Genomic DNA, 26,126 nt, shown 5'->3' on the forward strand with positions numbered 1-26,126 from the left:
AAGCCCTATGCAATGAAGCCGTAACCTTAAACTATGAAGCTATAGACAGGTCAAGAATACTCATTATCAAACCATTCTTTTGTTCTAGCACCAACAAAGTAGCCACTAAATAGTGATAAATTATTCATTCTTCAACAAAAGGATAGTTTGGCTGCCATGAAAGAAATCACCACCCTTGATAGTAAAGTCGTCTACCAGAATAAATGGATGACGGTCCGGGAAGATAAGATAAAGCGCCAAAGCGGAAACAGCGGGATCTACAGTGTTGTCGAGAAGGCAGATTTTGTTATCGTCCTGCCTATCGAAGATGAGCACATCTACCTGGTCGAGCAATACCGCTACCCGCTGGAAAAACGTTGCCTGGAATTACCGCAAGGTTCGTGGGAAGAAGAGCCAAATGCCGATCCCGCAGAACTGGACGCAGGTGAACTTCGTGAGGAAACAGGATTGGTTGCCAAGCAGCTCACTTATGTTGGCTTCCAGCACCTGGCCACAGGCTATTCCAGCCAGGGTTACCACATTTTCCTAGCAACCGGGCTGGAACATACCGAGACCGATTTGGACGACGAAGAGGAAGGCTTGATCAGCCAAAAGGTCAGCCTGAAGGAATTCGAGGCAATGATTATTGACGGCACCATCACCGATGCCAGCAGTGTGAATGCCTATGGATTAGCCAAATTGAAGCAGCTGATCTGACACAAAGGCTCAAATCACACCCAGCATCACCAGCACGTAGCTGATTGCCGAGAGCGCGACAGCGGTGGAGAAAAACAGATTCATACCGACACTGCGCAGATTAAGCAAGGGAAGGGAATATCGATAATCCACACGCCGAAGTTCAACCAGAATCAACAAAACGAACGAGGACACTGCCAGCATCCCAGCGGTCACAAAAAGCACTGGGGAGTCTTTGCTCCAACCGATTTTCACCAACACGGCCGTGTGAAGGAACAACACCAAGATTGTCCTCGACCATGACAAGAACGTACGCTCCGGTTGGAGTCCGATATCACGGTTACGCTCAATCGGTTCTGGCGAGGACGGCTCAAAATGGTGGGCTATCTGTTTTTCAGCCATCAGAACAACTTCATGATCAAGACGACTATGGTCAGCACCAGCCCCATCATAATGACGCTCATCACCTTGAGGTGCCGGGTATAGGGCAACGGCTTACTGCGGCGCATTGCCATCTCATTACGTCGCCAACGGCGGTAAGCAAGAATCGAAAGGTACGCCGATACCAAGGCAAAGGATACCGAGAGGATTAACCTGACTTCAGGATTGGCAAATTCCGGAGTGAGCTGGTCTAGGGCAATCGCAGCCGCGAGAAAGGCCAGTGCAGTTCTGATCCAGGCCAGGAACGTCCGCTCATTGGCCAAGGTAAAGCGGTAGTCCGGCTCTTCCCCTTCTTTGCTCCACTTCATCTATCCCCTCCCCTGATGCATTTGCTGCCTGATCTGCTGTACAGTATTTTTCATAAAATCAGAGGTGTGGGCAAATAGTTTTTTGTATGAAGGGCACAGGTAGTTGTGCCGGTATGCCTCTCCAGCATCGATAATTCTTTGTTTTGGGCAACCGCCATGGCACAGGGGTCTGAACTCACAAGACAAGCATGTAGACGGTAAAGTCTCGGATTTTGCCAGACCAAAATCACGTTGCTGGGGTGAGTCCACCATGGCGGCAAGTTCCAGCTCATCAAGGTTACCCAGCTTGTATTCGGGATAGACAAAGTGATCGCAAGAGTAAATGTCCCCATTCGCTTCGGCGACTAGGGCATTGCCGCAATTTTCGCTGAAAATACACAACCCTGGGGAATAACCGAGCCAAGTTGCCAGGACACTTTCTAGCAATTGGATATGGATCTGCCCAACATCTTGCTTGCGCCATTCATCAAAGACTTCAACCATAAACTGGCCATATCCTTCACGCGGCACAGAAAAAGGCTGGATGGCGGGTGTCTCCTGAAGCGAACGCAGTTGGCTAGGTTCTGTTTCAGCCTCAACTATCGGGATAAACTGCATATGCTGGGAGCCGAGGGATTTCAGCAACTGGTAGGTCGCCTTGCCATGCTTCCAGTTTTTGTCGTTCACCACTGTCATGGTATTGAATTCGACCCGATACTTTTTCAGGAACCCAATTGCTGATTTGACGCGCTCGAAAGTGGGTTTGCCATTGACCGAAATTCGGTAGGCGTCATGCAGTGGCGCATCACCATCGATGGAAATCCCGATCAGAAAACGGTGTTCGGCGAAAAACCTAGCCCATTCCTCATCAATACCAACCCCATTTGTTTGAAAGCTATTGGTGATCGTTTTACCCTTGGCATATTGGCGCTGCAGCTCGACCGCACGCCGGAAAAAAGCCAACCCAGCCATCATGGGTTCTCCCCCTTGCCAGGCAAAATGGACAATATCATCGGGCTGAGCGGCAATATAACTGGCAACATATTGCTCCAACGCCTGTTCGTCCATCTTACTCTTGCTATCACCGTAATAGGTTTCTTTCTCGAGGTAGAAGCAGTAATCACATTTGAGGTTGCATTTGTAGCTGGCTGGCTTTGCCATCAAGTGGAAGCGCTGCTGGGCCGGTTTCGTCATGGTCGTTTCCCACAAAATGGAAGCTCCCCCCTGCACTGGCTGGTGGATGCAAGGAGGAGCTATATTTCGTTATTCAGCTGTTTCCAGCGATTTGGATTTCAGGTTCTTGGCATTAAATTCAAGCCCGATACCCTCTTGCTTCAACCACTCTTTCATCCGAGTCGAGGCATAATCAGACACTTGCTCGTAACCTGGCTGGTTAAATACGTTCTTGGTCTCGTTAGGGTCCTTTTCAAGATCAATCAGGATTTGGTAATCCTCACCGTAAACATGGCTTTCGACATATTTGTACTGCTTGAAGCGGAACATTCTGGCAAAGTAACTTTCACAGAATGTTTCCTCATGAGTCATGGCATTGTCTGTCATGCTGTTCTTGAAACTACTGCCATCGATCCCCTCAGGAACATCCAAGCCACACATATCAAGCAGTGTCGGCATGATATCGACAGTGGAAACAATATTGTTGTCGTCGACTTTTCCAGGATTCACCGCTGACGGGTAACGAATGATCATCGGGGTTTTTACTGATTCTTCGTAGAATACCGTCTTGGCGATCAGGCGGTGGCTACCCATCATCTCACCGTGATCGGCGGTAAACAGGACAATGGTGTCCTCTTCAAGTCCCTGTGCTTTGAGGGTTTCAAGCACCAACTCGATAAACCAGTCGGTATTTTCAATCAACAAGCCGTAGGTCGAAATAAACTGCTGCCAGTAGTTTTCATCCAGCTCCTCGAGCTCTTTGTACATGTAATCTTCATGCTTGATCATGCCCGAGATAAACCGGTCGGTGAAATTGTCCGGTAATGGCTTACGATCTTGGCCACGTAGGTATTTCTCATCGTCGTCGCGGCAGAAGAAAATCGCATCGGAGATATTCTTGCCACCGACCGGACCACCCAATGTTTTACAGATATCGTGAGGGTTGATAAAAGACAGCGTCATGTAGAACGGGTTATCACGGTCACGTTTGATAAAGTCCAGTGCATCTTTAGTGAAAATCGGATCAAACACTGAGCCCTCTGCCAAGTAGCCGCCACGGGAGCAGGTCATGCTGCCGAAGTCTTCAATCCCTTTCCAACCGTAACCGGCAGCGTGTTCCTTACCAAAAAAGCCAGTGTCATAACCTGCTTTTTCGAACACCTCACCCATGGTTTCTGTTTGAGCCAGGAAATTCTCCGTGGTCGGAAACTCACCGGTAACATGCTCAATGATCTCTTCGTTATCAATCAAGCCATGGTTATGTGGCATCAAACCAGTAAACAAACTTGCCCGGGCCGGGCAGCAAAGAGGGTATGAGCTGTAACTTTGCTCATAACGAATACCTTCTTCGGCCAAACGGTCGATACCAGGGGTATTTAACTTACCCTCATCACCGGAACCATCCGCCATCTTGGTTGACCACTGATCAGCGATAATCACAATCACATTGGGCTTTTTCTGCAAAGTAGTGCTCATACTATCCATGCCTTATATTGAAATTCACACTTAGACGTTCACGCTGTACTACTATCTACAGGTATTGTATTGAATTCATCACAGATGTCTATCAGCAGTTAGATGACCAGGATCACAAAACACGTAAAATTGTTGCTAGGAAAAATAGTAAGTTTCACTTATAAAAATCATTAAAGGTTGGCACTCTTTTAATTTGAATAAATCAATATTGTGACTAACATGAAAAAAAGAAGAATTAACTAATATATAAGTCAACATTTCAATTTTCATTAAGGGTTAATAACTATAATTAAATTAACCCCCGGTATGATAGAGGATAATATAATGAAAAGATTGTTCACCGCATTAAGCATAGTTGTACTATCTGCCTGTTCTTCAACAGAAAATACCTACTCAAACATTGATAACTGGGATGAACACGGCTACCGAACCGGTTTATCTGGAGAGGTTGCAAAGCAAGAATCAAAATTCTCATATGCAGACAAAGATAATTACAACGAATATTTAAATGGATATAAAAGGGGTCAACAAGCGTACTGTGAACAGGACGCCTATTTGTTAGGGTTGACGTCCCAGCCATATAAAGGCGTTTGCGATGAAATAGATAACTCTTTTGCTTTCGACTACCAATTAGGATTAAGTCAAATAAGAGATTACGGCTCTAATTTAAGGGATAATATTAACCGCAGTGTTAATTCAACCCGTTAGCCGCATCACACTGAAACCAAACTAGGCAAAGGAGTGGCCCCACTCCTTTGCCATTACGATTTTATGCGACTTTTGACGCCGAACGTCGGGCTTCGGTGATCAATTGGGTCAAAGACAGTACGTCTTGGCGTTTCATCATATCTTCGATGCAACAATTTAACTTGCGCCGCCAGTTAGGGTACTCATCGACTGTGCCCGGTATATTGACGGGCAGATCCATCTCAAGCCAATCTTCAAGCTGCAGACTCAGCAGTGACGACGATCCGGCAGCCAAGTGGCATTGCATACTGTGGCTAAGGACGCGATCCATCTCTAGGTAGCGGGCATCACGGCTGAGACCAGGCGGCAACATACCATGCCCGTCCATGCTGTTGATGATCTGCTGCTTGTCGTGAAGACGACTGTCATAAAGTGTCTGAAGTTGCTCCTCATCCGGATACAGGCCTAGCTCTTTGCCCATTTTTAAGTCCTCACAATGCCAGAAACCACGTAGGGTTGGCATATCGTGGGTACACAGTGTCGCCATAGACTGGACCGGATAGTGGGCTGGAGAATAGAAACCACCGTCTTCAGCAGCCTCAAAGAAGAAGACCTTGTAGGAGTGTACGCCGGCCTCTTGCAGCAAGCCCACAATTTCATCCGGTACCGTACCGAGATCTTCACCGATGACCGCACATTGGTGACGGTGACTCTCAAGCGACAGCAAACCAAGCAGTTGTTCTACCGGATAATTGACGTAAACACCATTGCTTGCCCCTTCACCTTTGGGGATCAACCAAAGCCTCAATAAACCCAGCACATGGTCAATGCGCAAAGCACCGCAGTGACGCATGTTTGCCCTTAGCAGTTCGATAAACGGACGGTAAGCCTGTTGCTTCAGCATCGAAGGGTTCAACGGCAGCAAGCCCCAATTCTGTCCCTGTGGACCCAAGACATCCGGTGGCGCGCCAATGCTGAGATCTAGGGTCAATTCACCCTCGCTGGCCCAAGCATCGACACCTCCCTCACTCACGCCGACAGCCAAGTCACGGTAAAGGCCAATCATCATGCCTTTTTCATGCGCTAGTTGCTGTGCCTCCTGGAGTTGGATTTCCGCATTCCATTGCAAATACATGTAGAAGCGAACCAGTTCCTGGTTATCAGCAATAAAGCTCTGTACTGCGCGTTTTGAGAAGTGGCGATATTGTTGCGGGAATACCGGCCATCCCCACACTGTCTCGTCCTCTTTCTTGAGCTCGGCATGGAGCGCATCAAAGGCAGCTTGTTTCAGCAACGAATCGCCCCCCTCCTCGACAAAAGCCTCAAACGCTTTGGCGTAGTCAGTTTGATTCGCTTCATGACGGGTACAAAATTCCTGGTATAACATCGCCAATACTTCAAGCTTGGCTTCCGTCACACCGGTATAATCTATCCACTCGTTATCCCGCATGGCTTTTAGGCGGCTTTGAAATGCCAGATCACCCACCTTCTCCTGGGCGCCAGCACAGAAAGCAAACTCCGGAATGGAAGGAACGTCCAAATATATGATGTTGAGCCAACGACGAGATGACGGGCTATACGGACTTGCTGCATCCGGCTGGGCCGGGTAAAGGGAGTGAATCGGGTTCAAGCCGACAAAGTCACCTCCCTGCTCAGCGATTTTGGCGATCAGTAATTTCAAATCACCAAAATCACCCACCCCCCAGTTGTGATGTGATTTTAAACAGTACAGTTGGACACTGGTTCCCCAACTCTTATGCCCTGCAAGCATCGCAGGTTGCTTGTAGCAAGATTTCGGTGTGACAATCAGATCCGCTTCATAAGGTGTTTTTTTGCGTTTGCGATGTAGGAAAAAGCGGTGATACCCCATTTCCATGGTATATGGCAATGAGACAGTCAGAGGCCCGTCTGCATCCCTTTGATCGGAGATAACATGCTGCTTGATCTCACCACGGATAGTCTGGCCTGATTCGCTGATAATCTCCCAGTTGAAATCAGCAGGGCGAATGCTACGTCCAATATAGAGATCGACATGGATCGGGTGGTTTTCTTTGGCAAAGATCACCGGCTCGATCAACCCCTTGCAACTATGCACCTCTGCTGCCGACGCCTTCATTTCCTCATCGGTCGTGGTTTGATAACCCAATCCCTGCAACACTCGGGTAACGATAGTTTCTTGCGCTTTCTCTTGCTCACCCCAGGCGTTGGTATAGCTATCAGCGATACCGGCTTGAGCAGCAACCTGGTTTAGTACTGTTTTTTCAATCATCACTGGCTCCAATAGCGGCCTCCCGGCCGCTACCTATTTCCTTATTGACGGTGGGCTGGGGTCAGCCCCCAAATGTTATTGGCATAATCACGAATACTGCGATCCGAGCTGAACTTGCTCATGAGTGCGGTATTCAAAATAGCTTTGCGGGCCCAAGTTTTCTGGTCGCGGTATTGGGCATCGATTTTCTCTTGCGTCTTCACATAATCGGCAAAGTCAGCCAGCACTAGGTATGGGTCGCCCCCTTCTAACAGGTTGTGGCGAATTGCCGCCAACTGGCCAGGGTTACCTGGTGTGAATTCATCGGTATTGAGCAGATCCAACGCTGCACGTAACAGGCTATCAGCATGGTAGTAGCGGTAAGGGTCGTAACCCTCTTGCTTGAGTTTTTGTACTTCATCAACCAATAAGCCGAAGATGAAGATGTTCTCGTCGCCCACTTCTTCCCGCATCTCAACGTTTGCGCCGTCCATCGTACCTATGGTCAATGCACCGTTCATCGCGAACTTCATGTTGCCCGTGCCAGATGCTTCTTTACCAGCCGTCGAGATCTGCTCAGACACATCCGCTGCCGGGAACAGGATTTCTGCTAAGCTGACACGGTAATCAGGAATGAATACCACTTTCAGCTTGCCGCCAAGACGTGGGTCGTTGTTTACTTTCTCTGCCACCTTGTTGATGGCAAAGATAATGTCTTTCGCCAGTGCGTAACCCGGCGCTGCTTTCGCGCCAAAGAAGAATACTCGAGGGTGCATATCAAACGTTGGGTCGTTTAATAGGCGGTGGTATAGCGCCAGGATGTTCAGCAGGTTTAGGTGCTGGCGCTTGTATTCGTGCAGTCGCTTGATTTGGATATCGAAAATAGCATCAGTATCAAGCTCGATACCCATGTTTTCTTCAACCCAATCAGCCAAACGCTGCTTGTTTTCTTTCTTCACTGCCATGTAGCGCTTCTGGAAGGCTGCATCGTCAGCGAACTTCTCTAGGCCAGCAATTTTCTCAAGGTTGGCCGGCCAGTCATCGCCCACTTTTTCGCTAATGAGAGCAGATAGACCAGGATTACAGTATTTGATCCAACGACGTGGAGTGACACCGTTTGTTACGTTGGTCAAGCGGCCAGGGAATAGCTCGTTGAATTCAGGGAATAGATCGCGCTTAACCAGCTCTGAGTGCAGGGCTGCAACACCGTTTACGGCGTATGCGCTGACAACACACAGGTTAGCCATGCGAACCATACGCTGTGGACCTTCCTGGATGATAGAAAGCTTGCGCTTCACTTCGTTGTTACCCGGCCAAGTTTGCTCAACCAGCTTCATGAAACGGTGGTTGATTTCGAAGATGATTTCCATATGACGCGGCAGCATCTGCTGGATCAAAGCTTCGCTCCACGTTTCCAGTGCTTCTGGAAGTAGTGTGTGGTTGGTGTATGCAAAGGTCTTCGAAGAGATTTCCCACGCCTTGTCCCAGCCTAGTTTGTACTCATCTAGAAGGATGCGCATCAGCTCTGGGATAGCAATGGTTGGGTGAGTATCGTTAAGCTGAATTGTCTCAAGCTCAGATAGTGACTCGATAGAGTTACCCGCTGCTTCGTGACGGCGCAGAATGTCTGCAACCGAACATGCACAGTGGAAGTACTGCTGCATTAGACGTAGAGCTTTACCTTGGTCGTGGTTATCGTTCGGGTAAAGAACCTTGGTCACGTTGCCCGCTTCCAGTGCAGAGTACTGGGCACCAACATAGTCACCGTCGTTGAAACGGGCAAGGTTGAACGGAGCGTTCGAACGGCACTCCCAAAGGCGTAGCGGATAGACGCTGTTGTTGTCATAACCGACAATCGGTAGATCCCAGGCAACACCTTCAACGGTCATTGCTGGTACCCAGCGGCGGCACTCTACACCGTTCTCATCGGTGTAAGCTTCAACATGGCCATACAGGCAAACTTCTTGGTTCAGTTCTGGGCGAAGAATTTCCCATGGGTAACCTTCAAGGCCACGCCATGCATCCGGCGCTTCAACCTGACGACCATCAACAAAAGACTGACGGAACAGACCGTACTCATAGTGCAGACCGTAACCCACTGCAGGGTATTCCTGTGCTGCTAGTGAGTCCATGAAACAAGCCGCTAGGCGACCTAGACCACCGTTACCCAATGCTGGGTCACGCTCTTCTTCCAGAAGGTCAGTCAGGTTCTGGCCCATTTCTTCCATTGCGTCAGCAACATTTTGGTAAAGGCCCATGCTGATAAGGTTGTTGCCGGTTAGGCGGCCGATCAAAAATTCCAGTGAAAGGTAGTTAACACTGCGGGCTTTCTGCTCGGCAAGATTCTTTTCGGTAGCTAACAAATTACCGGTACTGATCTCGGCTAGCGCTTTGCCCATAGCTAAATACCACTGGCGAGCAGAAGCTGTCTGAGGAGTGGCTGCATAGTGAGATGAAAGAAACATTGCTACACGTTGTTTGAAGGTGTTTTTATCAAACTGTTGTTTTGTCATAGACATAATTAACGCCATAAAAGTAATGAATTGTTGTTCTGCAAAGCTATTGCCTTGAACTTTTGAAGCTGTCATGTAGCAAGAAGATTCAAGCTGGGAATTTGCCCCTTCAGCAAAGTTCCTACCAGTATCAAAGCACTTTCCGTGACCATTAACGCTACCCACAACATCGCCAACCTCATCCTGGTTGGTTTGCCCTCTCGTTCCTCTGCCGACCACCTTGGCTATAGGGATTAAGTAGCAACAAATGGGCTATGTAGCATGTCTTACTTCGATAAAGCCTTTTCAAACAGATATCTATCCGATAAATACCCACTTAGGCCCAACCGTTAAATTGTAGTCGTACATGACGTACTACCAAATTAATCAGTTCATACTTTGGACTAAATACCCTCACCGATGAATTGTGATGGAATTCACAATCGGTGGGCGCAGAGTTTGAACGAAATCACATTTCGTACACCTCTAATTCCCAGCAGGAAAGTACTCAGAAAAGAAATAAAAAAACGGCATATTGCCAAATAGACAATATGCCGTTTCATCCAGAGACCGATCCGTTCTAATGACTGATTTTTAGGGTCACTATCTCGAAGGGTGAAAGGGTTATGACTTTATTTTCGGTCGGCGCACTCTGATAAGAAAGCGGCCTCTCCATCAAATCGACTTCCTGTACCCGACTGCCCAGGCGGCTATCCCACCGCAAGGATGTCTGTGACCGGCAGCCAAAGGTTTCAAACAAACGAACGATAATGCCACTACCGTCTTCTGCTGGTTTTACTGTCTCTACAACGATACCGGGTTCGCTTGAGCTAACCAGAGTCATCGAATCGGGATAGGACATTGCCGCAGACGCTTCCTTATTTTGTGCCTTAACCTGAAGCAATGGCTCAAGGGACTTAACCCGCAACGGGTTGTTCAGTGCATAACCTTGCTGGACTACCCCCCCCAGACTGGTAGTCACCCTCGTGGGTATAAATAGAGTAGATAAAGAAATGCTCACCTATATCCCCGAAGTTATCTGCGGTATACCCTGCCTCTCCCTCATGGCCAAACTCCGATCCGGGCTTCTTCTGCGAACGCAGCAACGTCACCTCAAGCGACTGATCTTTAACCCGATAACCGTATTTCGAATCCGACATAATGGCTACGCCACATTCACCATCTGATAGATCAACCCATTTATGGGCAGGGATCTCATCTTTCGCTGCGGCATGCGAGTCATCACTATGGGTCGGGCGGTTGATAACCCCAAACTGGATATTGCACTGCGCCTCATGGGCCACCACCGATACAGGGAAACGAGCCTTCAGGGATACATCCTGCTCATGCCAGTCAATATAAGTCTGGAAATCAACACGGTAGCTGCCTGCGAGCAGTACAATTTCCTGTACCACAACAGATTGGTTGTAGCGATAGTATTGTTTAACCGCCGCTCGCGGCCCATCGACAATAGCCTCAGCACGCTCAAAACACAGCACTGATGATTGTCCCTCGCGGTATCCATCGGCAAAGTCCCACGCCGCATACTGGCTGGCGCGCTCATGGTAAGCCCTCAGTTCATTTCCGATAGTGCCAGTGCTGCTATCCGGTGCAATAAACTCCTTGGCCAATTGCTTGTCGAACATAGAGCGGATCCCACCATCAGGGGCAAATTCCACCCTCATGCAATCACTTTCCAGATAATACGGCGTGGCCTGCATCAACACTTCAGACTGTTGTTCAACCTGTTCATTCACCGCATAACCCAGCGGGCCAACTGCCACTTCTTGCCATCGCCCATCAATATTGATCCACTCATTGCGAGCGAATGGCGCTGTATTGTAGGCAATAAATGGCTTGTTGAAGCCACCCAGGCTGAGATTTGTCTCTACCCTTACTTCTAAAACGGCCAACAGCTCCCTGGCTTGCTCGAGCATACGCCGGTAGTCGCTTTCTGCTTCCCGGTAGACCCTGACAATCGACGAGCCCGGTAGAATATCGTGGAACTGCAGGGTAAGCGTTTCTCGCCACAGTTGGCTGACAGCTTCACGCTCCTCGCGACTACACGGGGTGACAGACATCATCATCTCGAGATCATGGAGGATATGTTCCATGTCACGGTTGCCCCGCTTGGTTCGGGACTCGGTGGTAAAACACCCCTGGTGTGCCTCGAAATACAATTCCCCCTTGAGCGAAGGTAACTGCTCCCGCTTACTTTCGGCCCTAGAGAAAAAATCATCTACCCGGCCATTGCGGGCTTTGGGCAAGCCCTCGAGATCCTTGATCCGCTGGAATCGTTCGATATGCTCTTCAGCGGGGCCACCGCCGCCATCACCTACCCCATATACCATCAAGGCTTGATTGAAAATGGCCTTCTCCTTGTAATTAGCCTCCAGCCGCAAAGAGGATGTGGCACGTGCACGGCTATCATAGGTATCTTCGGGGAAGTTGTGCATAATCACCTCCGAGCCATCTAGTCCCTGCCAGCGGAACAGATGGTGCGGGAATGGATTGATTTTGTTCTGTGACAGCTTTTGCGATGCAATGTAGTTGACGCCCGACTTCACCAGTATCTGCGGTAATGTAGCCGTGAAACCAAACACATCCGGCTCCCACAGGTAATTGACCTCCTGACCGAAGTGTTCAAGGGTAAACTGGCGGCCAAACATAATTTGGCGGATCAAAGATTCTCCGCTCACCAGATTAAGATCTGACTCTACCCAGAAGCAGCCTTGCAATTCAAACCGCCCTTCGACGACATGGTGCTTGATACGTTCGAATAATTGCGAGTAGTCATCTTTGATCCAATCAAACAACTGGTACTGGCTCGCCCCAAACAAGTAATCTGGGTACTTATCCAAGTTGGCAACTGCTGTAGTAAATGTTCTCATCGCCTTGCGCTTACCCTCCCGCAGGGGCCACATCCAAGCCAAATCCAAATGGGCATGGCCGGTAGCGGTGATATCAACGCTTCCCCCAGTTGATGGCTGGTCGTAAATATCGGCAAGCAACTGCCGACATAGTGCAATTTCCTGATCAGTAAAGTGCACCAGCGCCTGATCAACGCGATCTAAAACTTGATGAAAGCGAGCAAAGCGGGCCTCGTTAGAAATCAACTCAGGCTTATCTTTGGTCGACACTCCTTTCGGTTGGTGGGAAACTTGCCCGCTATCCCCCTTGAGCCAGTCGACCAGCACCTCAACATCGTAATACAGAGCTTTTAGCTCTGAATGACAAGTACCCAAATGTGCATCAGTGATTACCCCGCCATTTTGGACATAACCAAATAAGTCGTTACACCCGGCATCCACCCAAAACTCGATGGTCTCACCGAGTACCCCTTTACTTAATTCCACCAGCCACTTGCCTGGTTTATCCGGTGGGATCCCGTAAGAAGACATTTTGTTGGTAATGCCACGGATAGGGTTGCCTGCTGCATCGTGCACCAAGCCTTCCCCACCAATATCGACCATCAACACCAAATCCAATCCTTCATCGATAGCAGGTATTTGGCCAGATAATTTCATCCAAGCACAATCAAATAACCCTCCCCACGAATCTCCAATTCTAAGCTGGCAATGCTCTCCCTTTCGCTTATCAGCAAAAGAAAGCGGCTCCTTTGATAACCAGCCTTCTATTTTCATTTCTGACAATGGGATATATACTTTCCTACCAATTCTTTCGAGCAGGTTCGAAGCATTTTCTATTTTGTTTGGGTTCATAAGAAAAGCCTATCAATGAAATTATTTATAGGTGGAGTAAAGAATATTTTAATCAGCAAGCATCAATATGACTTAAATGATGATTCATTAATAAGTCATAATGGTGATTTTGATATATTAAATAAATGGCCATCTAATAAGACGACCAGTCAATATAGATTTAAATAGCGTTAATTATTTAAAAAATAAATTAAGCATATCAGGAAAGCGTTTGGCCCATGCCGATTCAGTATGCCTCGCACCTTCATCCACCGCATAATGCAATCTGAGGTGAGGTTTGGTTTTCAGCACAGCACTCATAGTATTGGCACCCTCTAAATAAATTTGCTCAAAGTTAACCCCCCGACTGCTGCTCTCTTCTGTTCCTATATCCATATAGACGAGTACATCTTGGTCAAGTTGGCGATGGTTGAGGTAGTTAAGCATTTCAGGTTGGTTAAACCAAAAAGCAGGAGAGAACACGCCGGCTTTGGCAAAAACATCAGGCCGCTCCATCACACCATACAAACTAATGAAGCCACCCATCGAGCTGCCTGCAATCGATGTATCGAGGCGGCCGGGAAGCGTGCGGTAGTGAGTATCAATGTAAGGTTTGAGGGTGTCAGCGATAAATGCTATGTAATCACTTCCCTGGCCTCCACTCTGGTAAACGCTGGTATCCCAGTCTGGAAGATCAAAACTTTGATCCATCTTCCATGGCGAATATTCATACATTCGACAAAGGCCACCATACTCAGCGCCATTATCAATCCCTACGACAATGACACCTTCTTCACCGGCAAAGAACTGATCGACATTTTGCGGTATTTGCCAGGTCTCACCGCCATAGCTAATTGCAGGATCGAAGAGGTTTTGACCGTCATGCATATAAATAACCGGGTAATCACGTCCTGACTGGTGATAACCTTTTGGTAGCAACACCCGGACGATTCTCTCACGCCCTAATTGAGGCATGGTGAAATTATTTATAATGTGATAACGGTCAGTGCTAAGCATAATTAACCTTAATCCTTAGGTAAATTTAATTGATCCTGAACCATTTCATTGGTTTGCTCATGAATGGTTCTAATGCGAACAGGTTGAATATCTGATGACTTTTCAAATTCAGTCAAATAGATATCATTGTGAAAATGCTCTGCTGTCATTTTCACCATCAAGCGATTATTGGTATAAAGCCCTTCACTTTCCTCACGATGAGAAAAAATAAGTGCTTGCGACATATCGACAACCATCATGAAGCGGTGAGATGGATATAAATCTTCGTCTTTGTCAAAGCGGGAATAAAGCTCCACTTTTTCGTGCGGCGTTTCAATGCGGTTAAACGAGAAGCAAATGATCCGAACACCACGCTCGATAGCCTGGCAAATTTCATCGCCAAAAATACCCAACCTGAAGTCTGAGTTGAGATAGATCTCCACTTTTGCCTGACTGATCATCTCCCTGGCTCTCTGCACCAGGTTATCATAGCCCGTCAGGTTGTAGATAAACTCCTTCTCTTCCTGCAGCATCATCTTGGAAAGTTCTTTTTTCAAGATGCTGATATTTTCAACCGTTTTTTTCTCGATTTGGCTGAAGATAAGGTCAGGAGACTTCGCCTCATACTCCTTGGTATCACCTTCCGACATGAAGATGTAGCCATTGTTGTAGAGGTTATCGATAGATGAATATACCGATGAACGGGAAAGTGAAATTTCTTTAGCGATTTTATAACCACTTGCCCGGCCATTTTTCAGCAAGTTGATGTACACGAGTGCATCCGTTTTAGTAAACCCGAAGTCCATCAGTTTAGTCACGAGATCTGGCACAATTTGTCCTTTAAAGCTATTCACAATCAGCCCTTTAGAATATCACTAAGTCACAGAGGCGTCCAAGCCGTACCACTAATTGTTCGCGCCCAATCACATTCAGTGATTTAACTCGATAGCAATAGGCACCCAGCGAAAATGCCGATTGATATCGAGTCGGGGGGATAATTCCCCCCAACACGGTTAAAGCCCTAGAATTTGATAGCCGTAAGGTTCAAGTTCTACCTGCTGTAGGCCGATTTGGACTGCCTTTGCGCTGTCTGAGTTATTCAGGACAAACGTCAAACGGCCACGCTGGTAAGCAATACACTGCTCATCAGCCACATCGACCCAAGAAATAGAAGGGTCATTCAATTCAGGATGGCTCAGACGTAACTGGATCATCTGCTGGATAAACTGACGGAACTCCAGATCCTGCTTGTTTTCATCCCAAACCATACAGCGGCGGTTTTTGTCGTAACTCATACCACGGTCACCGTCCATGCCCACTTCGCCACCGTAGTAGATACAAGGCGATCCGACTTGGGTAAACATGAACAGGTAAGCCAATTTGGCTTTGGCCTTGTCACCGCCGCAAAGGGAAATGATCCGCGAAGTATCATGGCTATCAAGCAGGTTGAACATAGCCTTGTTCACATTGCGCGGGTAAGACATGTAAGAGCGGCTGACATCATTGATAAAGCCTTGCTTGTCCGACAGGTTGTGGGCAAAGAAATCGGTGATAGCTTGGGTCATCGGGTAATTCATCAATGAATCATATTGCTCGCCCCGCAGCCATGCCATGCCTTCATGCCAGATTTCGCCCAGGATGTAACAATCGGGCTTGACCCCTTTGACGACCTTGCGGAAGTCACGCCAGAACTCGTGATCCACCTCATTGGCAACATCCAAGCGCCAGCCATCAATATCAAATTCTTCAACCCAGTGGCGGGCAACATCCAACAGGTACGCGCGGCACTCTTCGTTTTCGGTATTTAGTTTTGGCATCTCCAGTACATTGGCAAAGGTTTCATAATTGAAGTTCCAAAAATCCCACTGATCTTTTGGCGTATCTGGATATACTGGGAATTCATTGATCCAGAACCAATCGGCATATTTGGAATCCTGACCTTTTTCTACCACATCCAGCCAAAGTGGTGACTTGTCACCAATATGATTGAAGACCGCATCCAGCATGATTTTCATACCACGGCGGTGGGCTTCCTTCACAAATGCCTTAAACGCTTCATTGCCGCCGAAGTGCGGATCAACGTTGTAGTAATCGACGGTATCGTACTTGTGGTTGCAATTAGCCGTAAAGATTGGGCAGAAATACAAACCATTGACGCCAAGATCCTGCAGGTAATCCAACTTGTCGATAACACCCCATAGATCGCCGCCCATGAAGTTGTGCTCGGTCGGCTCGGTTCCCCACGGTTGGACACCGGCAGGGGAAATCTCAGGGCGACCGTTAGCAAAGCGCTCCGGGAAAATCTGGTACCAGATGGTATTTTCAACCCATTGCGGTGTTTCCAGCACATCACGGGGATTGATATAAGGAAAACAGAAGAAGTTACTGATATTACTCATCTCGACTTCTTCAACCGCCGGATCAGAGATATCGACGATACGCTTTTCACCATATACAAGCTTCTCACCCGTCTTGCCATGCAAAATAAATCCATAGCGCGAGCGGCGTTTGGGTGGTGTAAACTCAGCAAACCAATGGTCATGGTGCTCTGTCTGCCCTTCCAGCGACATCTTCACTTCATTGCCACCGACCCAGCCATGGGCTTCACTGCCACCGAGGTTACCGCCGTCCAAGCCGCCTTCGGCCCAGTGGTATGGGTCACCGATCCACAGAGTTACTTTTTCGACTTCATTTATTGCCGTGCGCAATCTCAGGTGTAATGTCTCTTTATTAAAGGCGTAAGCATCCGCACTCTTTGGCGTATGCACAATAGAGCTTTTCGTTATCATCATTTTTTCCTAATTTTTTACTGGCATACCTGATTAATAGGTATGCCTTTGAATTATTCTTTTACAGCGCCACTCACAAGGCCTTTGGCAATATGTTTTTGGGTAGCAACAAACAATAGAGTAATAGGGACAGCAACCAATAAAGCACCTGCGGTAAATAAGGTAAAGTTTTCCGCCGTACCCGTTCTTATCCAGCTAAAAATACCAATTGCCAATGTCATTTTTTCTTCGCTACGTAAGATCAATGTCGGCAATATAAAGTCCATCCAAGGTGCAGTGAACGACATTAATGCGACGAAGACTAAAATAGGTTTGGCCAACGGTAATATAATCTCGAAAAATATCGTAAAGTGACCGGCACCATCTATTTTTGCCGCTTCGTCAAGCGATGTCGGTATCGCATCGAAATACCCTTTTACCAACCATGACAGGAAAGGTAAGCTCCCCGTTACATAGACCAGCAAAAGCCCCCAGTAACTATCAATCAGATTTAGCTTGGACAACAATACATAGATTGCTGTCATCGAAAGGAACGCTGGGAACATCTGCAACACAAGGATGCTTAGCATAACGTTACGCTTGCCCTTAAAACGATAGCGCGAAAACGTAAATGCCGTGATGGTCACCAGTACCAAGCAAATAAGCATATTTGCAATGGCCAACCAGAAGGTATTTTTATACCACTGGATATAAGGCGTATCATTTAGCAGAGTCCGGTAATGTTCCAAAGTAAAATCGAAACCGGAAAAGCTTGTCGAAAATAAATTCGTACCTGGTTTGAATGATGCCATTACGGTCCAGATAACAGGGGCAAGCACTGCCAGGGCATTTAACGTCAAGAATATATATACAAATACCGTACTTGTTTTTAAGGGTTTATTACTTGCCATAATTACATACCTACATCTTCTTTGAATGATTTCATTCTTCTGAACTGCCAGATAGCTATCGTTGACAAGAAGAGGAAAATCACAATCGAAACGACCGCTGCAATATGATACTGCTGGAAGTCAAGAGTCAGCTTATATATCCAAGTGATCAAGATATCGGTATGACCCGCAAACCTGTAATCTGGATTAATCGGCCCGCCCTCGGTAAGCAGGTAAATAGCACCGAAATTATTAAAGTTATGGGCGAATGTCATTACCAGTGATGGTGCCAATTGGCTTAGAACCATAGGCAAGGTTATTTCCCAAAACTGCTGTAATTTACTGGCACCGTCAACCTCAGCCGCCTCATAAAGATCTGCTGGGATATTGGTCATAGCGCTAGATATCATCAGCATGAAGTAGGGTGCGCTCGCCCAGACACTAACCAAGATCACCGTAATTTTGGCAATAAACGGGTCGGATAGGAAAGCGATAGAATCAAACCCCATGCCGTTAAGCAAATTGTTGACCGGCCCCACCCCGTTAAGCAATAACCTAAATACCAATAGCGATACGAATGCCGGTATAGCGTAAGGCAAGATAAAAATAAGGCGCCAGGCTTTCTTAAACTTGATGTCCTTGTTTTCAACGGCAAGCGCAAGCAGGAAGCCAAAACCAAACGTCGCCACTGTTGCACATACAGCCCAGGTGATGGTCCATGTTGCCACCCCAAAGAAAGTGCCGGACCAAATATCGAGTTCGAAGAGGGCAACAAAGTTCCTGAAGCCAACCCAGTCCACCAGGTTCCTTGGTGGGATATGGTTCGGCGCAGAGTAGTTGGTAAACGCCACCATTACCGTAATGGCAATTGGCAGGATGATGAACAGCAAAGTTGCCGCGGCAGCCGGTGACAGCATCATAAAAGCAAAGTGCTTTTCATAGGCCTTTACCAGTTGCTGCTTGAGGCTCAATGTCTCTGGCACCAAATGGCGAGCATCTTTGACGTTGGCAACGTACACCAAGGCAAACAGCCCAATTAAGAGTAGTGACACAACCCCTTCTACCAACATAAAGATGGAATTGTCACCTTGGATAATATCGAACCCTTTACGCTGCTGGGCCACTTCGCCCAGAGTGATCAGCCCTTTTGCTGCCGCCAATAAATCCACGGCAAAATACAGAAAGGCCAATTGAATAAGCAGGAATGTGAACCCCCGTAAATAGGCACCATTTTTTATTTGGCTCCCCCCCATCACAAGGAGGGAGATAGGCGCATTGAGCGCCTCAACTCTCGCAGTTAATTGCATACCGGCTACCTAAGGTTAGTTATTGCTGCATTGAAATCTGCTGTTCGATAATTCTTTCAGCACGGTTCAAAGCACCTTCAACATTGCCGCCGTTATTCCAAATATCAGTGACTGCCGCAGCCATTGGCTGCCAGATGTAGCCCATTTCAGGAATAGATGGCATGGCATCTGAATAGAAACCCTGCTGGATCATCGCCTGGGTAAGCTCATCGGCTTCGTCTGCAACATCATTCATCACAGTTTCAACCGGCGGAATAGCACCAGTCATCTCAAAACGTTTCTTAGCCATCTCCTCGGAAGAAACGAAGTCAGCAAATAACTGGGCCGCTCGAGGGTACTCGGTGAAAGCAGAGACAACCGCTAGGCGAACAGTAGAGAATGTGCGTGGGTGGTGGCCATCAAGGGTCGGGATTGGAGCAACACCCAGGTTGATACCGGACTTTTCATATCCAGGAGCGGCCCACGGACCATCGATAATGGCCGCCACTTTACCTTCCTGGAACAAACCACGACGCACCTGCGGGTCACGGATATCGGCAGAGTTTGCGCCATTGGCCGCTTTTAGCTTGAGCATTGAGGTTAAACCGGCAACTGCCCCTTCGTTGGCAATCCCCAAGTCTTTGGCATTGGCACCATTATCACCAAACTCATAGCCGCCCTTCATGGCAAAAAACATTCGTGACTCGTAATAGTTCTGAACATCCCACAGCAAGCTATATTGCTGTCGGCCAGGCTTATTAAATTCTTTAGCAAACTCAATAAGTTGCTCGAAAGATGTTGGGGTTTCTGCTAACAAGTCCTTGTTATAAAACATAGTGACTGTTGCAAAAGAGACAGGGAAGCCATAACTCTCACCATTGATCTTGGCGGCTGCAGCGGCACTGGAGATAAAGTCGCTTTCGATACGCTCAGCGCTAACTAGGTTTTCCATTACGCCACCGGCAACAACTAGGCGTCCCAGTGTATCGTGCTCGACTTCAACCACATCGCCGACGACTGTCGTACCACCATCTTGAATAAGGCGGGTTGTCGTATCAACAGGTGATAGCGAGCGGAAGGTGAACTCCACATCATAATCATTTTGCTGGTTGAACTGTTCAGCGGCGTACTGCATGAACTGAGAGCTGGCACCATGGTCCGCCCAAATCATCAGTTTTGCATCAGCTTCAGGGACAATCTCCTGGGCCAGTACCGATCCGCTTATACATACTGAGGCAATTAATGCGGGTAAGATGGCTTTATTCATTTTTAGTTCCTTTCTGCATTTCACGATTAGTAGTACACCCTGTACTTCCAATTAGAGCGTATAGGTGAAATAAAGGTCAACCACTCTCTGATAGTGATTTTCTCTTTTTGTGACTGCAGTCATTAATTGGGTGTTTTTTTATATAGGCGGATAAAAGAAGGGCTGCCTATTAACATCGATATTTTCAGTACGCCCCGACAATTTAAATTCCACTTATTCGATAACTCTTAAAAATACCAACGCGAATAATTATTGAGATCTCGCTCAAACTTCGTAGCCAACAGAAAAGATATAGATCACAGAATTCACAACATTGCAGTGACTAAAAAACCAACATCAATAAACATAGTAGTACACCCTGTACCACCACCTAAAAATTACATTTGTCTAGCAAGGAACTAAACAGAATGAACAAGACAATCTTGTCCGTACTCGTTGCAAATGCGATGTTTGCTTCAAATGCAGTGGCTGATACTTTTTCAACCAGTCCAGACTCTGCAGAGCAAGACTTTTTTGCAACCATCGTTGACGGTACAGGGGGTAGCATTGGGGCTTTCTTCGAGAAAGAAGACAAAAAAGCCTACAACGAAGACGGTAGCCTGATCGGGAAAAATGAATACACCGAGAACAGCATTATTACCGGTTTCCTCTACAACAAAGAACTTCCGGTATCGCTGAACTACTCGCTGAAGCAAATCCAGAATAAATGGCGCACCGCAGACGGATCCTTCTCCCAAATCGATGACGGCTTTCAGGTATCAACCAACCTGCGCTATAACCGGGGCCTTGGCCGTGGTTTCAGTACCGGCTTGGGTTGGGCGACGGAATTTGAACGCAGTGACCGCAACCAGAGCAACACCAAAGGTGACCTGACACAGGACCAGCATGAGTTCTACACCTTCCTCGGTTATTGGAATAATGACTGGAAAGGGGGGTTCTACTCTGAATTGAGCTACGGTATGACCAACGAGACCAACTCGCTGGACGCCGGGTTATGGGGCGACAAAGATACCACCTACTACAAAGTTCTATTCAAGCCCTACAAAAGCTTCGGTAAGTTCTTCGCTGGTGTTGAATTCTATTACGAAGACAAAGATACCGATGGCCGGGACGGTTCCTTCCTAGAGAACTTTGAAGAGTGGTACATTGAGCCAGAGCTAGCCTATAGCTTCGATTTTGGTGGTCGCCTATTCGTGAAACAGCGCTACAGTGAGAAAACAACGACCCAGACCAATGGCGACAGTTACTTTGGTACAGTGAACAAAACCACGGTCGGTTATCAGCATAACTTCAAAAACTGGTCTGTCAGTGGCGAAGTGGAAATCTTCAATGAAGACAAAGATGCAAAAGCGGAATGGACAGGCAACGAGAAAATCGGCAACGGCCATGAAGAATACAACAAGCTCAAGCTGATGGCTCAGTACCGCTTCTAACCCTACAGGAAACAACATTATGATAAAGGTCACCGACATTGCCGAGATCCTACAAGGCACTGTAATAGGCAATACGGATATCAATGTCGACAGCATTGTCGAACTCGACTCTCCTACCCAAGGAGGATTGGCTATTATCCGCCAGCCCGGTGACCTCAAAAAAGTCGCTTCCTGTTTAGCCGATGTCATCATCGGACCGGAGTCAATCCGCCTGGATACCCAGGCCACGGTCATCGCTATCAACCAACTTGACGCCAAGCTCATCAATCACTTTCTGACTTGGTTCAAGGTGTCGCAATACCGCCTCGACGATCAGGGCAACACCTCGGACATCGAAGGTGTCTACATCGGTAAATACACATCTATCGGTGAAGGCTGCCACTTTAAACCAGGGGTCAAAATCATGAATGGCGTAAAGATTGGCAACAATGTCGCTATTCACGCCAATACGGTGATCAAAGAAGGCACCATCATTGGCGATAACGTCACTATCGATTCCAATTGCTCTATCGGCAACTATAGTTTCGAATACCTGACCGACGAACGGGGCGAATACATCCGGCTCGAGAGTATTGGCCGCGTGGTCATCGAGGACAATGTCGACATTGGCTGCAACAACACCATTGACCGCGGCACTATCGGCAACACCGTGATCGGTGCCGGCAGCAAACTCGATAACCTGATCCAAATAGGTCACGATGTCAAAATTGGCCGACACTGCCTACTGATATCACAAGTTGGTATTGCTGGTTGGACAGAGGTTGGTGATAACGTCATTATCCATGGCCAGGTCGGCATTACCGGCGGGATTAAAATTGGCCACAATACCCGGATCAAAGCACAAGCTGGAGTGACCCGATCTTGCCCGGACAACAGCCATCTGTCGGGTTACCCTGCGCGTGACACCAAACAATACCTAAAGACCCTCGCCGCACTGAACTCCTTGATAAAGAAAAGCGAACAACCCGAGCAGCGAGCCCTACATTCCAGCGAACCCGCCCCGCAAACAGGCTGGTTCAGCAAGATTTTTAATTTTAAATAAGATTTTCGGAGTAATTCATGGCGACGGTAAGCCTACGTAAAGTAGAAAAAGAATACGAAAACGGCTTCAAGGCAGTGCATGGTATTGACCTTGATATCCAAGACGGTGAATTCATGGTTTTTGTCGGTCCATCAGGTTGCGCAAAATCAACCACTCTGCGCATGGTCGCCGGGCTTGAGGATATCACCGGCGGTGAAATTCGCATCGGGCAGAAAGTTGTCAATGACCTTGCCCCGAAAGACCGTGGGATTGCCATGGTATTCCAGAACTACGCCCTATACCCTCACAAGACGGTCTTTGACAACATGGCCTTTGGCTTGAAGATGCAAGGCAAGTCGAAAGAAGAAATCAAGCAACGGGTTACAGAGGCCGCCGAAAAGCTCGAAATCACTGATTTGCTAGACCGCAAGCCGAAAGAGATGTCTGGTGGCCAGCGCCAGCGCGTTGCGGTAGGGCGTGCCATTGTCCGCAAACCGGATGTGTTCCTGTTCGATGAACCGCTTTCCAACCTCGATGCCAAGCTAAGGGTTTCGATGCGAGTCAAAATTGCCCAGCTTCACCAATCCCTCAAAGAAGAAGGCAACCCGGCAACCATGATTTACGTCACCCATGACCAAACCGAGGCGCTGACGCTGGGAGACCGTATTTGCGTATTGAACCAAGGCCAAATCATGCAGGTCGACACGCCGGCAAACCTCTATAACTTCCCGGCCAATAAGTTCGTGGCCGGCTTTATCGGTTCGCCAGCCATGAACTTGGTGGATACGGCGTTGCGCGAACAGGAAGGCAACTATTACATTGAAATGGCCCCGGGGCAGCAAGTGGTGATTCCATCGAACAAAACCCACGCTCTCAAGCAACATACCGATAGCAAAGTATGCTTCGGGATCCGCCCGGAACATATCAGCATTGCCAAAAACAAAACGGACCTCAATGTGATTGAGGGTAAGTTGGCGGTGGTCGAGAATATGGGTAATGAAAAATACTTACATTTCCGGGTTGGTGCGAATGTCATTATTGCCCGTGTGTCATGTGTTGATATTTCCACCTCAGATATCGGTAAGAGTTTTTATTTCAATTTAGATACCAGTTTCTGTCATGTATTTGATGGCGAAACAGATGAGAATATATCGCTATAAATAAAAAATAATTTAAAAGAAAGGGAGTTAGACACTCTCTTTCTTTTGCCTCGCAGTAATAAAATTAAATATTTAATCAATTAGCCTAATTCCCAAACATTTATTCGCAGCTTGCATATAGCCGCGAAGGTTCACTTATTGGCATGGGCTACGCATTAGTAATTTTAAGCGGCTTTATCATTCACCCCCAATGAGAAAAGGATCCAACATGGCAAACGCCCGTCCCCTACCCCAGGCTTTTCAATGGCTGACCTGCAAACACATTCGCCCAAGCGGTTGGCTAGCCGAGCAAATGCAGTTTGACCTCAACCATGGTTTTGTCGGTCACCTTGACCAACTAGTGCCAGAGTTGATCACCGAAGATGATATTTATGGCGAGCACCGCAGAACCCTCGCAGATAAAGCCAAGGACGTCGGGTCTATTGCCCAAGATGCCGACTGGGAGGTGCAATACCTGTGGTGGAACGCCGAGACCCAGTCCAACTGGTGGGACGGTTTTGTCCGCCATGCCATGTTAGTCGGCACCGAAGAGCAGCAAAACAAAGTTCACCGCTATATCGACCATATCCTTTCAACCCAGGATAACGATGGCTATATCGGAATTTATGCCCCTGACTTGCGCTATAAGGCGAAAGGCGAGAACGGAGAATTGTGGGCACAAGCCGCTCTGTTCAGAGTGCTCATCGCCTACTACGAAGTGACCCAGAACCAAGATGTACTCGATAGGGTGATCAAAGCTGTCGAGCGAACCATGACGGCATGGCCAATCAATGAAAGCAAACCTTTCGATGTCACCGAATCCTACGCGGGTGTTGGCCATGGTTTGGTATTTACCGATGTCTTGGACAGGCTCTACCAGCTTACCGGCAAACAGCAATATCTTGATTACGCCCATTTCCTCTACCGCGATTATTGCCGCTATCCACTGTGCGACATCGACATCCAGCTTGATGCACTGCTTGACCCGGATTACCGCTACCAAGGGCATGCCGTCCACACTTGGGAGCATCTTCGCCCGCTGCTAACGGCCTACTTCGCCACCGGAAGTAAAGATCTCAAGGCAGGCCTTGAAGCCTTTGTCGGCCGATTGCCGGATTACCTCACCCCGTCGGGTGCCCCAATTGGTGACGAATTTATCTTGGGCAAACAGGCCAATGCCACCCAAGTCGGCTATGAGTATTGCTCAATCCATGAGTTACTCGATGGGTTTACCCACATGCTGCAAAAAACCGGCGAGTTCAGCTGGGCCGATCATATTGAAAATATGCTGTTCAATGCTGCACAAGGTGCCCGCCACCCGGATGGGATGGGGATTGCCTACCTGAAAACCGACAATTCCTATTCGATGCTTGGTGAGGCCGGTGTTCATAGTGATGGCTGTACTGCCCATGAGGTCCAAACCCGCTATAAATATTCCCCAACCCACCAGGAAGCTGCAGTCTGCTGCGTCCCCAATGCCGGACGTATCTACCCGTACTACCTCAAAGCCATGTGGATGCAGCAACAAGACACCATCATCAAGCCGCTATACGGACCGAGTGAGTTTACAACCGAAATCAAAGGCCAGCGCCTGACGATTTCCGAACAAACCAATTACCCAGCCGAGCACAGTGTGGTGCTGCAGTTCTCTGCCGACTCACCGGTTCAAGCAACACTGCGTTGCCGCCTGCCAGGTTGGGCCAAAGGTGTCTGTGTCAAAGGGGCCAATGTCGAACTGGGTGAAGGTTGGTTTGAGATAAGGGGCCAATGGCAGGGGCAAAGGGTTGAAATCCAGTTCAACACCCAGCCGCAACTGTGTACTGACAACTTGGGCGACCATTATTTCCGCTATGGCCCGTTGGTTTATAGCTTGCCGATCAAAGCTATCGAAACCATCGACAAACAACTGCCCCTCGTGCCATTCCAGGAGCGCTGTTACCAGACTGAAAATGGCTGGTTGCCGGTTGAATACAACCACAACCCGCACACAGAGCTGGCCAGTCTCGAGGCAACAGCAGCCCTCCCTTGGGGGCAGTACACCCCGCTCCGTACCGACCTCGGATATCAAGGCCAACAATTTGTCCTACAACCTATGGCCGCGCATATTTTGCGTCAAGTCACTTTCAAACCAAAGGCATGGTAACCC

20 protein-coding genes are annotated in these 26,126 nt (G+C 47.9%); 6 read left to right on the forward strand and 14 right to left on the reverse strand.

Going from position 1 to position 26,126, the window contains the following annotated elements:
- Positions 1 to 156: 156 nt before the first annotated feature.
- Positions 157 to 696, forward strand: coding sequence for an NUDIX hydrolase (locus C9J01_RS13825; protein WP_107298745.1), 540 nt, complete (start codon positions 157 to 159; stop codon positions 694 to 696).
- 9 nt (positions 697 to 705) lie between these two features.
- Here C9J01_RS13825 and C9J01_RS13830 read toward each other — a convergent pair whose 3' ends face one another.
- From C9J01_RS13830 to C9J01_RS13845, 4 genes are all read right to left on the reverse strand, one after another.
- Positions 706 to 1,077: a DUF202 domain-containing protein gene (locus C9J01_RS13830; protein ID WP_107298746.1), complete on the reverse strand. Its 372-nt coding sequence runs from the start codon at positions 1,075 to 1,077 to the stop codon at positions 706 to 708.
- Positions 1,077 to 1,424: a YidH family protein gene (locus C9J01_RS13835; protein WP_107298747.1), complete on the reverse strand. Its 348-nt coding sequence runs from the start codon at positions 1,422 to 1,424 to the stop codon at positions 1,077 to 1,079. The genes C9J01_RS13830 and C9J01_RS13835 overlap by 1 nt, the downstream gene beginning before the upstream one ends.
- Positions 1,425 to 2,597 carry an anaerobic sulfatase maturase gene (locus C9J01_RS13840; RefSeq protein ID WP_107298748.1) on the reverse strand — a complete coding sequence of 391 codons (1,173 nt, stop codon included), beginning with the start codon at positions 2,595 to 2,597 and terminating at the stop codon, positions 1,425 to 1,427.
- A gap of 69 nt (positions 2,598 to 2,666) precedes the next feature.
- On the reverse strand, positions 2,667 to 4,052 hold the full coding sequence (locus tag C9J01_RS13845; RefSeq protein WP_158264541.1) for a sulfatase family protein: 1,386 nt from the start codon (positions 4,050 to 4,052) through the stop codon (positions 2,667 to 2,669).
- Between the two features lie 324 nt (positions 4,053 to 4,376).
- Here C9J01_RS13845 and C9J01_RS13850 point away from each other — a divergent pair, with 324 nt between their 5' ends.
- Positions 4,377 to 4,760 (forward strand): DUF2799 domain-containing protein, encoded by a 384-nt coding sequence (locus tag C9J01_RS13850; RefSeq protein ID WP_158264542.1) that lies wholly within the window; start codon positions 4,377 to 4,379, stop codon positions 4,758 to 4,760.
- Between the two features lie 61 nt (positions 4,761 to 4,821).
- On the opposite strand, the gene malQ is transcribed toward C9J01_RS13850, so the two are convergent.
- From malQ to C9J01_RS13900, 10 genes are all read right to left on the reverse strand, one after another.
- The gene (gene malQ / locus C9J01_RS13855; RefSeq protein ID WP_107298751.1) at positions 4,822 to 7,008 is read right to left on the reverse strand and encodes a 4-alpha-glucanotransferase; all 2,187 of its coding nucleotides are present in this window, start codon (positions 7,006 to 7,008) and stop codon (positions 4,822 to 4,824) included.
- Positions 7,009 to 7,049: 41 nt separating this feature from the next.
- A complete protein-coding gene (locus C9J01_RS13860; RefSeq protein ID WP_107298872.1) occupies positions 7,050 to 9,506 on the reverse strand; it encodes a glycogen/starch/alpha-glucan phosphorylase in 2,457 nt (818 codons plus the stop codon).
- Positions 9,507 to 10,059: 553 nt separating this feature from the next.
- Complete coding sequence (locus tag C9J01_RS13865; RefSeq protein WP_158264543.1) at positions 10,060 to 10,461, reverse strand: glycosyl hydrolase-related protein; 402 nt, start codon at positions 10,459 to 10,461, stop codon at positions 10,060 to 10,062.
- Positions 10,397 to 13,201, reverse strand: a complete 2,805-nt coding sequence (locus tag C9J01_RS13870) for an alpha-mannosidase (protein WP_107298753.1) — start codon at positions 13,199 to 13,201, stop codon at positions 10,397 to 10,399. The genes C9J01_RS13865 and C9J01_RS13870 overlap by 65 nt, the downstream gene beginning before the upstream one ends.
- Positions 13,202 to 13,375: 174 nt before the next feature.
- Positions 13,376 to 14,197, reverse strand: coding sequence for an alpha/beta hydrolase (locus C9J01_RS13875; protein ID WP_107298754.1), 822 nt, complete (start codon positions 14,195 to 14,197; stop codon positions 13,376 to 13,378).
- 8 nt (positions 14,198 to 14,205) lie between these two features.
- Positions 14,206 to 15,006 (reverse strand): TrmB family transcriptional regulator, encoded by an 801-nt coding sequence (locus tag C9J01_RS13880; RefSeq protein WP_107298755.1) that lies wholly within the window; start codon positions 15,004 to 15,006, stop codon positions 14,206 to 14,208.
- Between the two features lie 183 nt (positions 15,007 to 15,189).
- Positions 15,190 to 16,965, reverse strand: coding sequence for a glycoside hydrolase family 13 protein (locus tag C9J01_RS13885; protein ID WP_107298756.1), 1,776 nt, complete (start codon positions 16,963 to 16,965; stop codon positions 15,190 to 15,192).
- A 53-nt stretch (positions 16,966 to 17,018) separates the two neighbouring features.
- Complete coding sequence (locus tag C9J01_RS13890) at positions 17,019 to 17,855, reverse strand: sugar ABC transporter permease (RefSeq protein ID WP_107298757.1); 837 nt, start codon at positions 17,853 to 17,855, stop codon at positions 17,019 to 17,021.
- Between the two features lie 2 nt (positions 17,856 to 17,857).
- Complete coding sequence (locus C9J01_RS13895; protein ID WP_107298758.1) at positions 17,858 to 19,141, reverse strand: carbohydrate ABC transporter permease; 1,284 nt, start codon at positions 19,139 to 19,141, stop codon at positions 17,858 to 17,860.
- A 19-nt stretch (positions 19,142 to 19,160) separates the two neighbouring features.
- Positions 19,161 to 20,387 (reverse strand): sugar ABC transporter substrate-binding protein, encoded by a 1,227-nt coding sequence (locus tag C9J01_RS13900; protein ID WP_107298759.1) that lies wholly within the window; start codon positions 20,385 to 20,387, stop codon positions 19,161 to 19,163.
- Between the two features lie 407 nt (positions 20,388 to 20,794).
- Here C9J01_RS13900 and C9J01_RS13905 point away from each other — a divergent pair, with 407 nt between their 5' ends.
- From C9J01_RS13905 to C9J01_RS13920, 4 genes are all read left to right on the forward strand, one after another.
- Complete coding sequence (locus C9J01_RS13905) at positions 20,795 to 21,820, forward strand: hypothetical protein (protein WP_107298760.1); 1,026 nt, start codon at positions 20,795 to 20,797, stop codon at positions 21,818 to 21,820.
- 19 nt (positions 21,821 to 21,839) lie between these two features.
- Positions 21,840 to 22,862 carry a UDP-3-O-(3-hydroxymyristoyl)glucosamine N-acyltransferase gene (gene lpxD / locus C9J01_RS13910; RefSeq protein ID WP_107298761.1) on the forward strand — a complete coding sequence of 341 codons (1,023 nt, stop codon included), beginning with the start codon at positions 21,840 to 21,842 and terminating at the stop codon, positions 22,860 to 22,862.
- 17 nt (positions 22,863 to 22,879) lie between these two features.
- A complete protein-coding gene (locus C9J01_RS13915) occupies positions 22,880 to 24,001 on the forward strand; it encodes an ABC transporter ATP-binding protein (protein ID WP_107298762.1) in 1,122 nt (373 codons plus the stop codon).
- 208 nt (positions 24,002 to 24,209) lie between these two features.
- Positions 24,210 to 26,123: a beta-L-arabinofuranosidase domain-containing protein gene (locus C9J01_RS13920; protein ID WP_158264544.1), complete on the forward strand. Its 1,914-nt coding sequence runs from the start codon at positions 24,210 to 24,212 to the stop codon at positions 26,121 to 26,123.
- The last annotated feature ends 3 nt before the right edge of the window (positions 26,124 to 26,126 follow it).

This window comes from Photobacterium rosenbergii (genome assembly GCF_003026455.1).
Taxonomy (GTDB): Bacteria; Pseudomonadota; Gammaproteobacteria; order Enterobacterales; family Vibrionaceae; genus Photobacterium; species Photobacterium rosenbergii.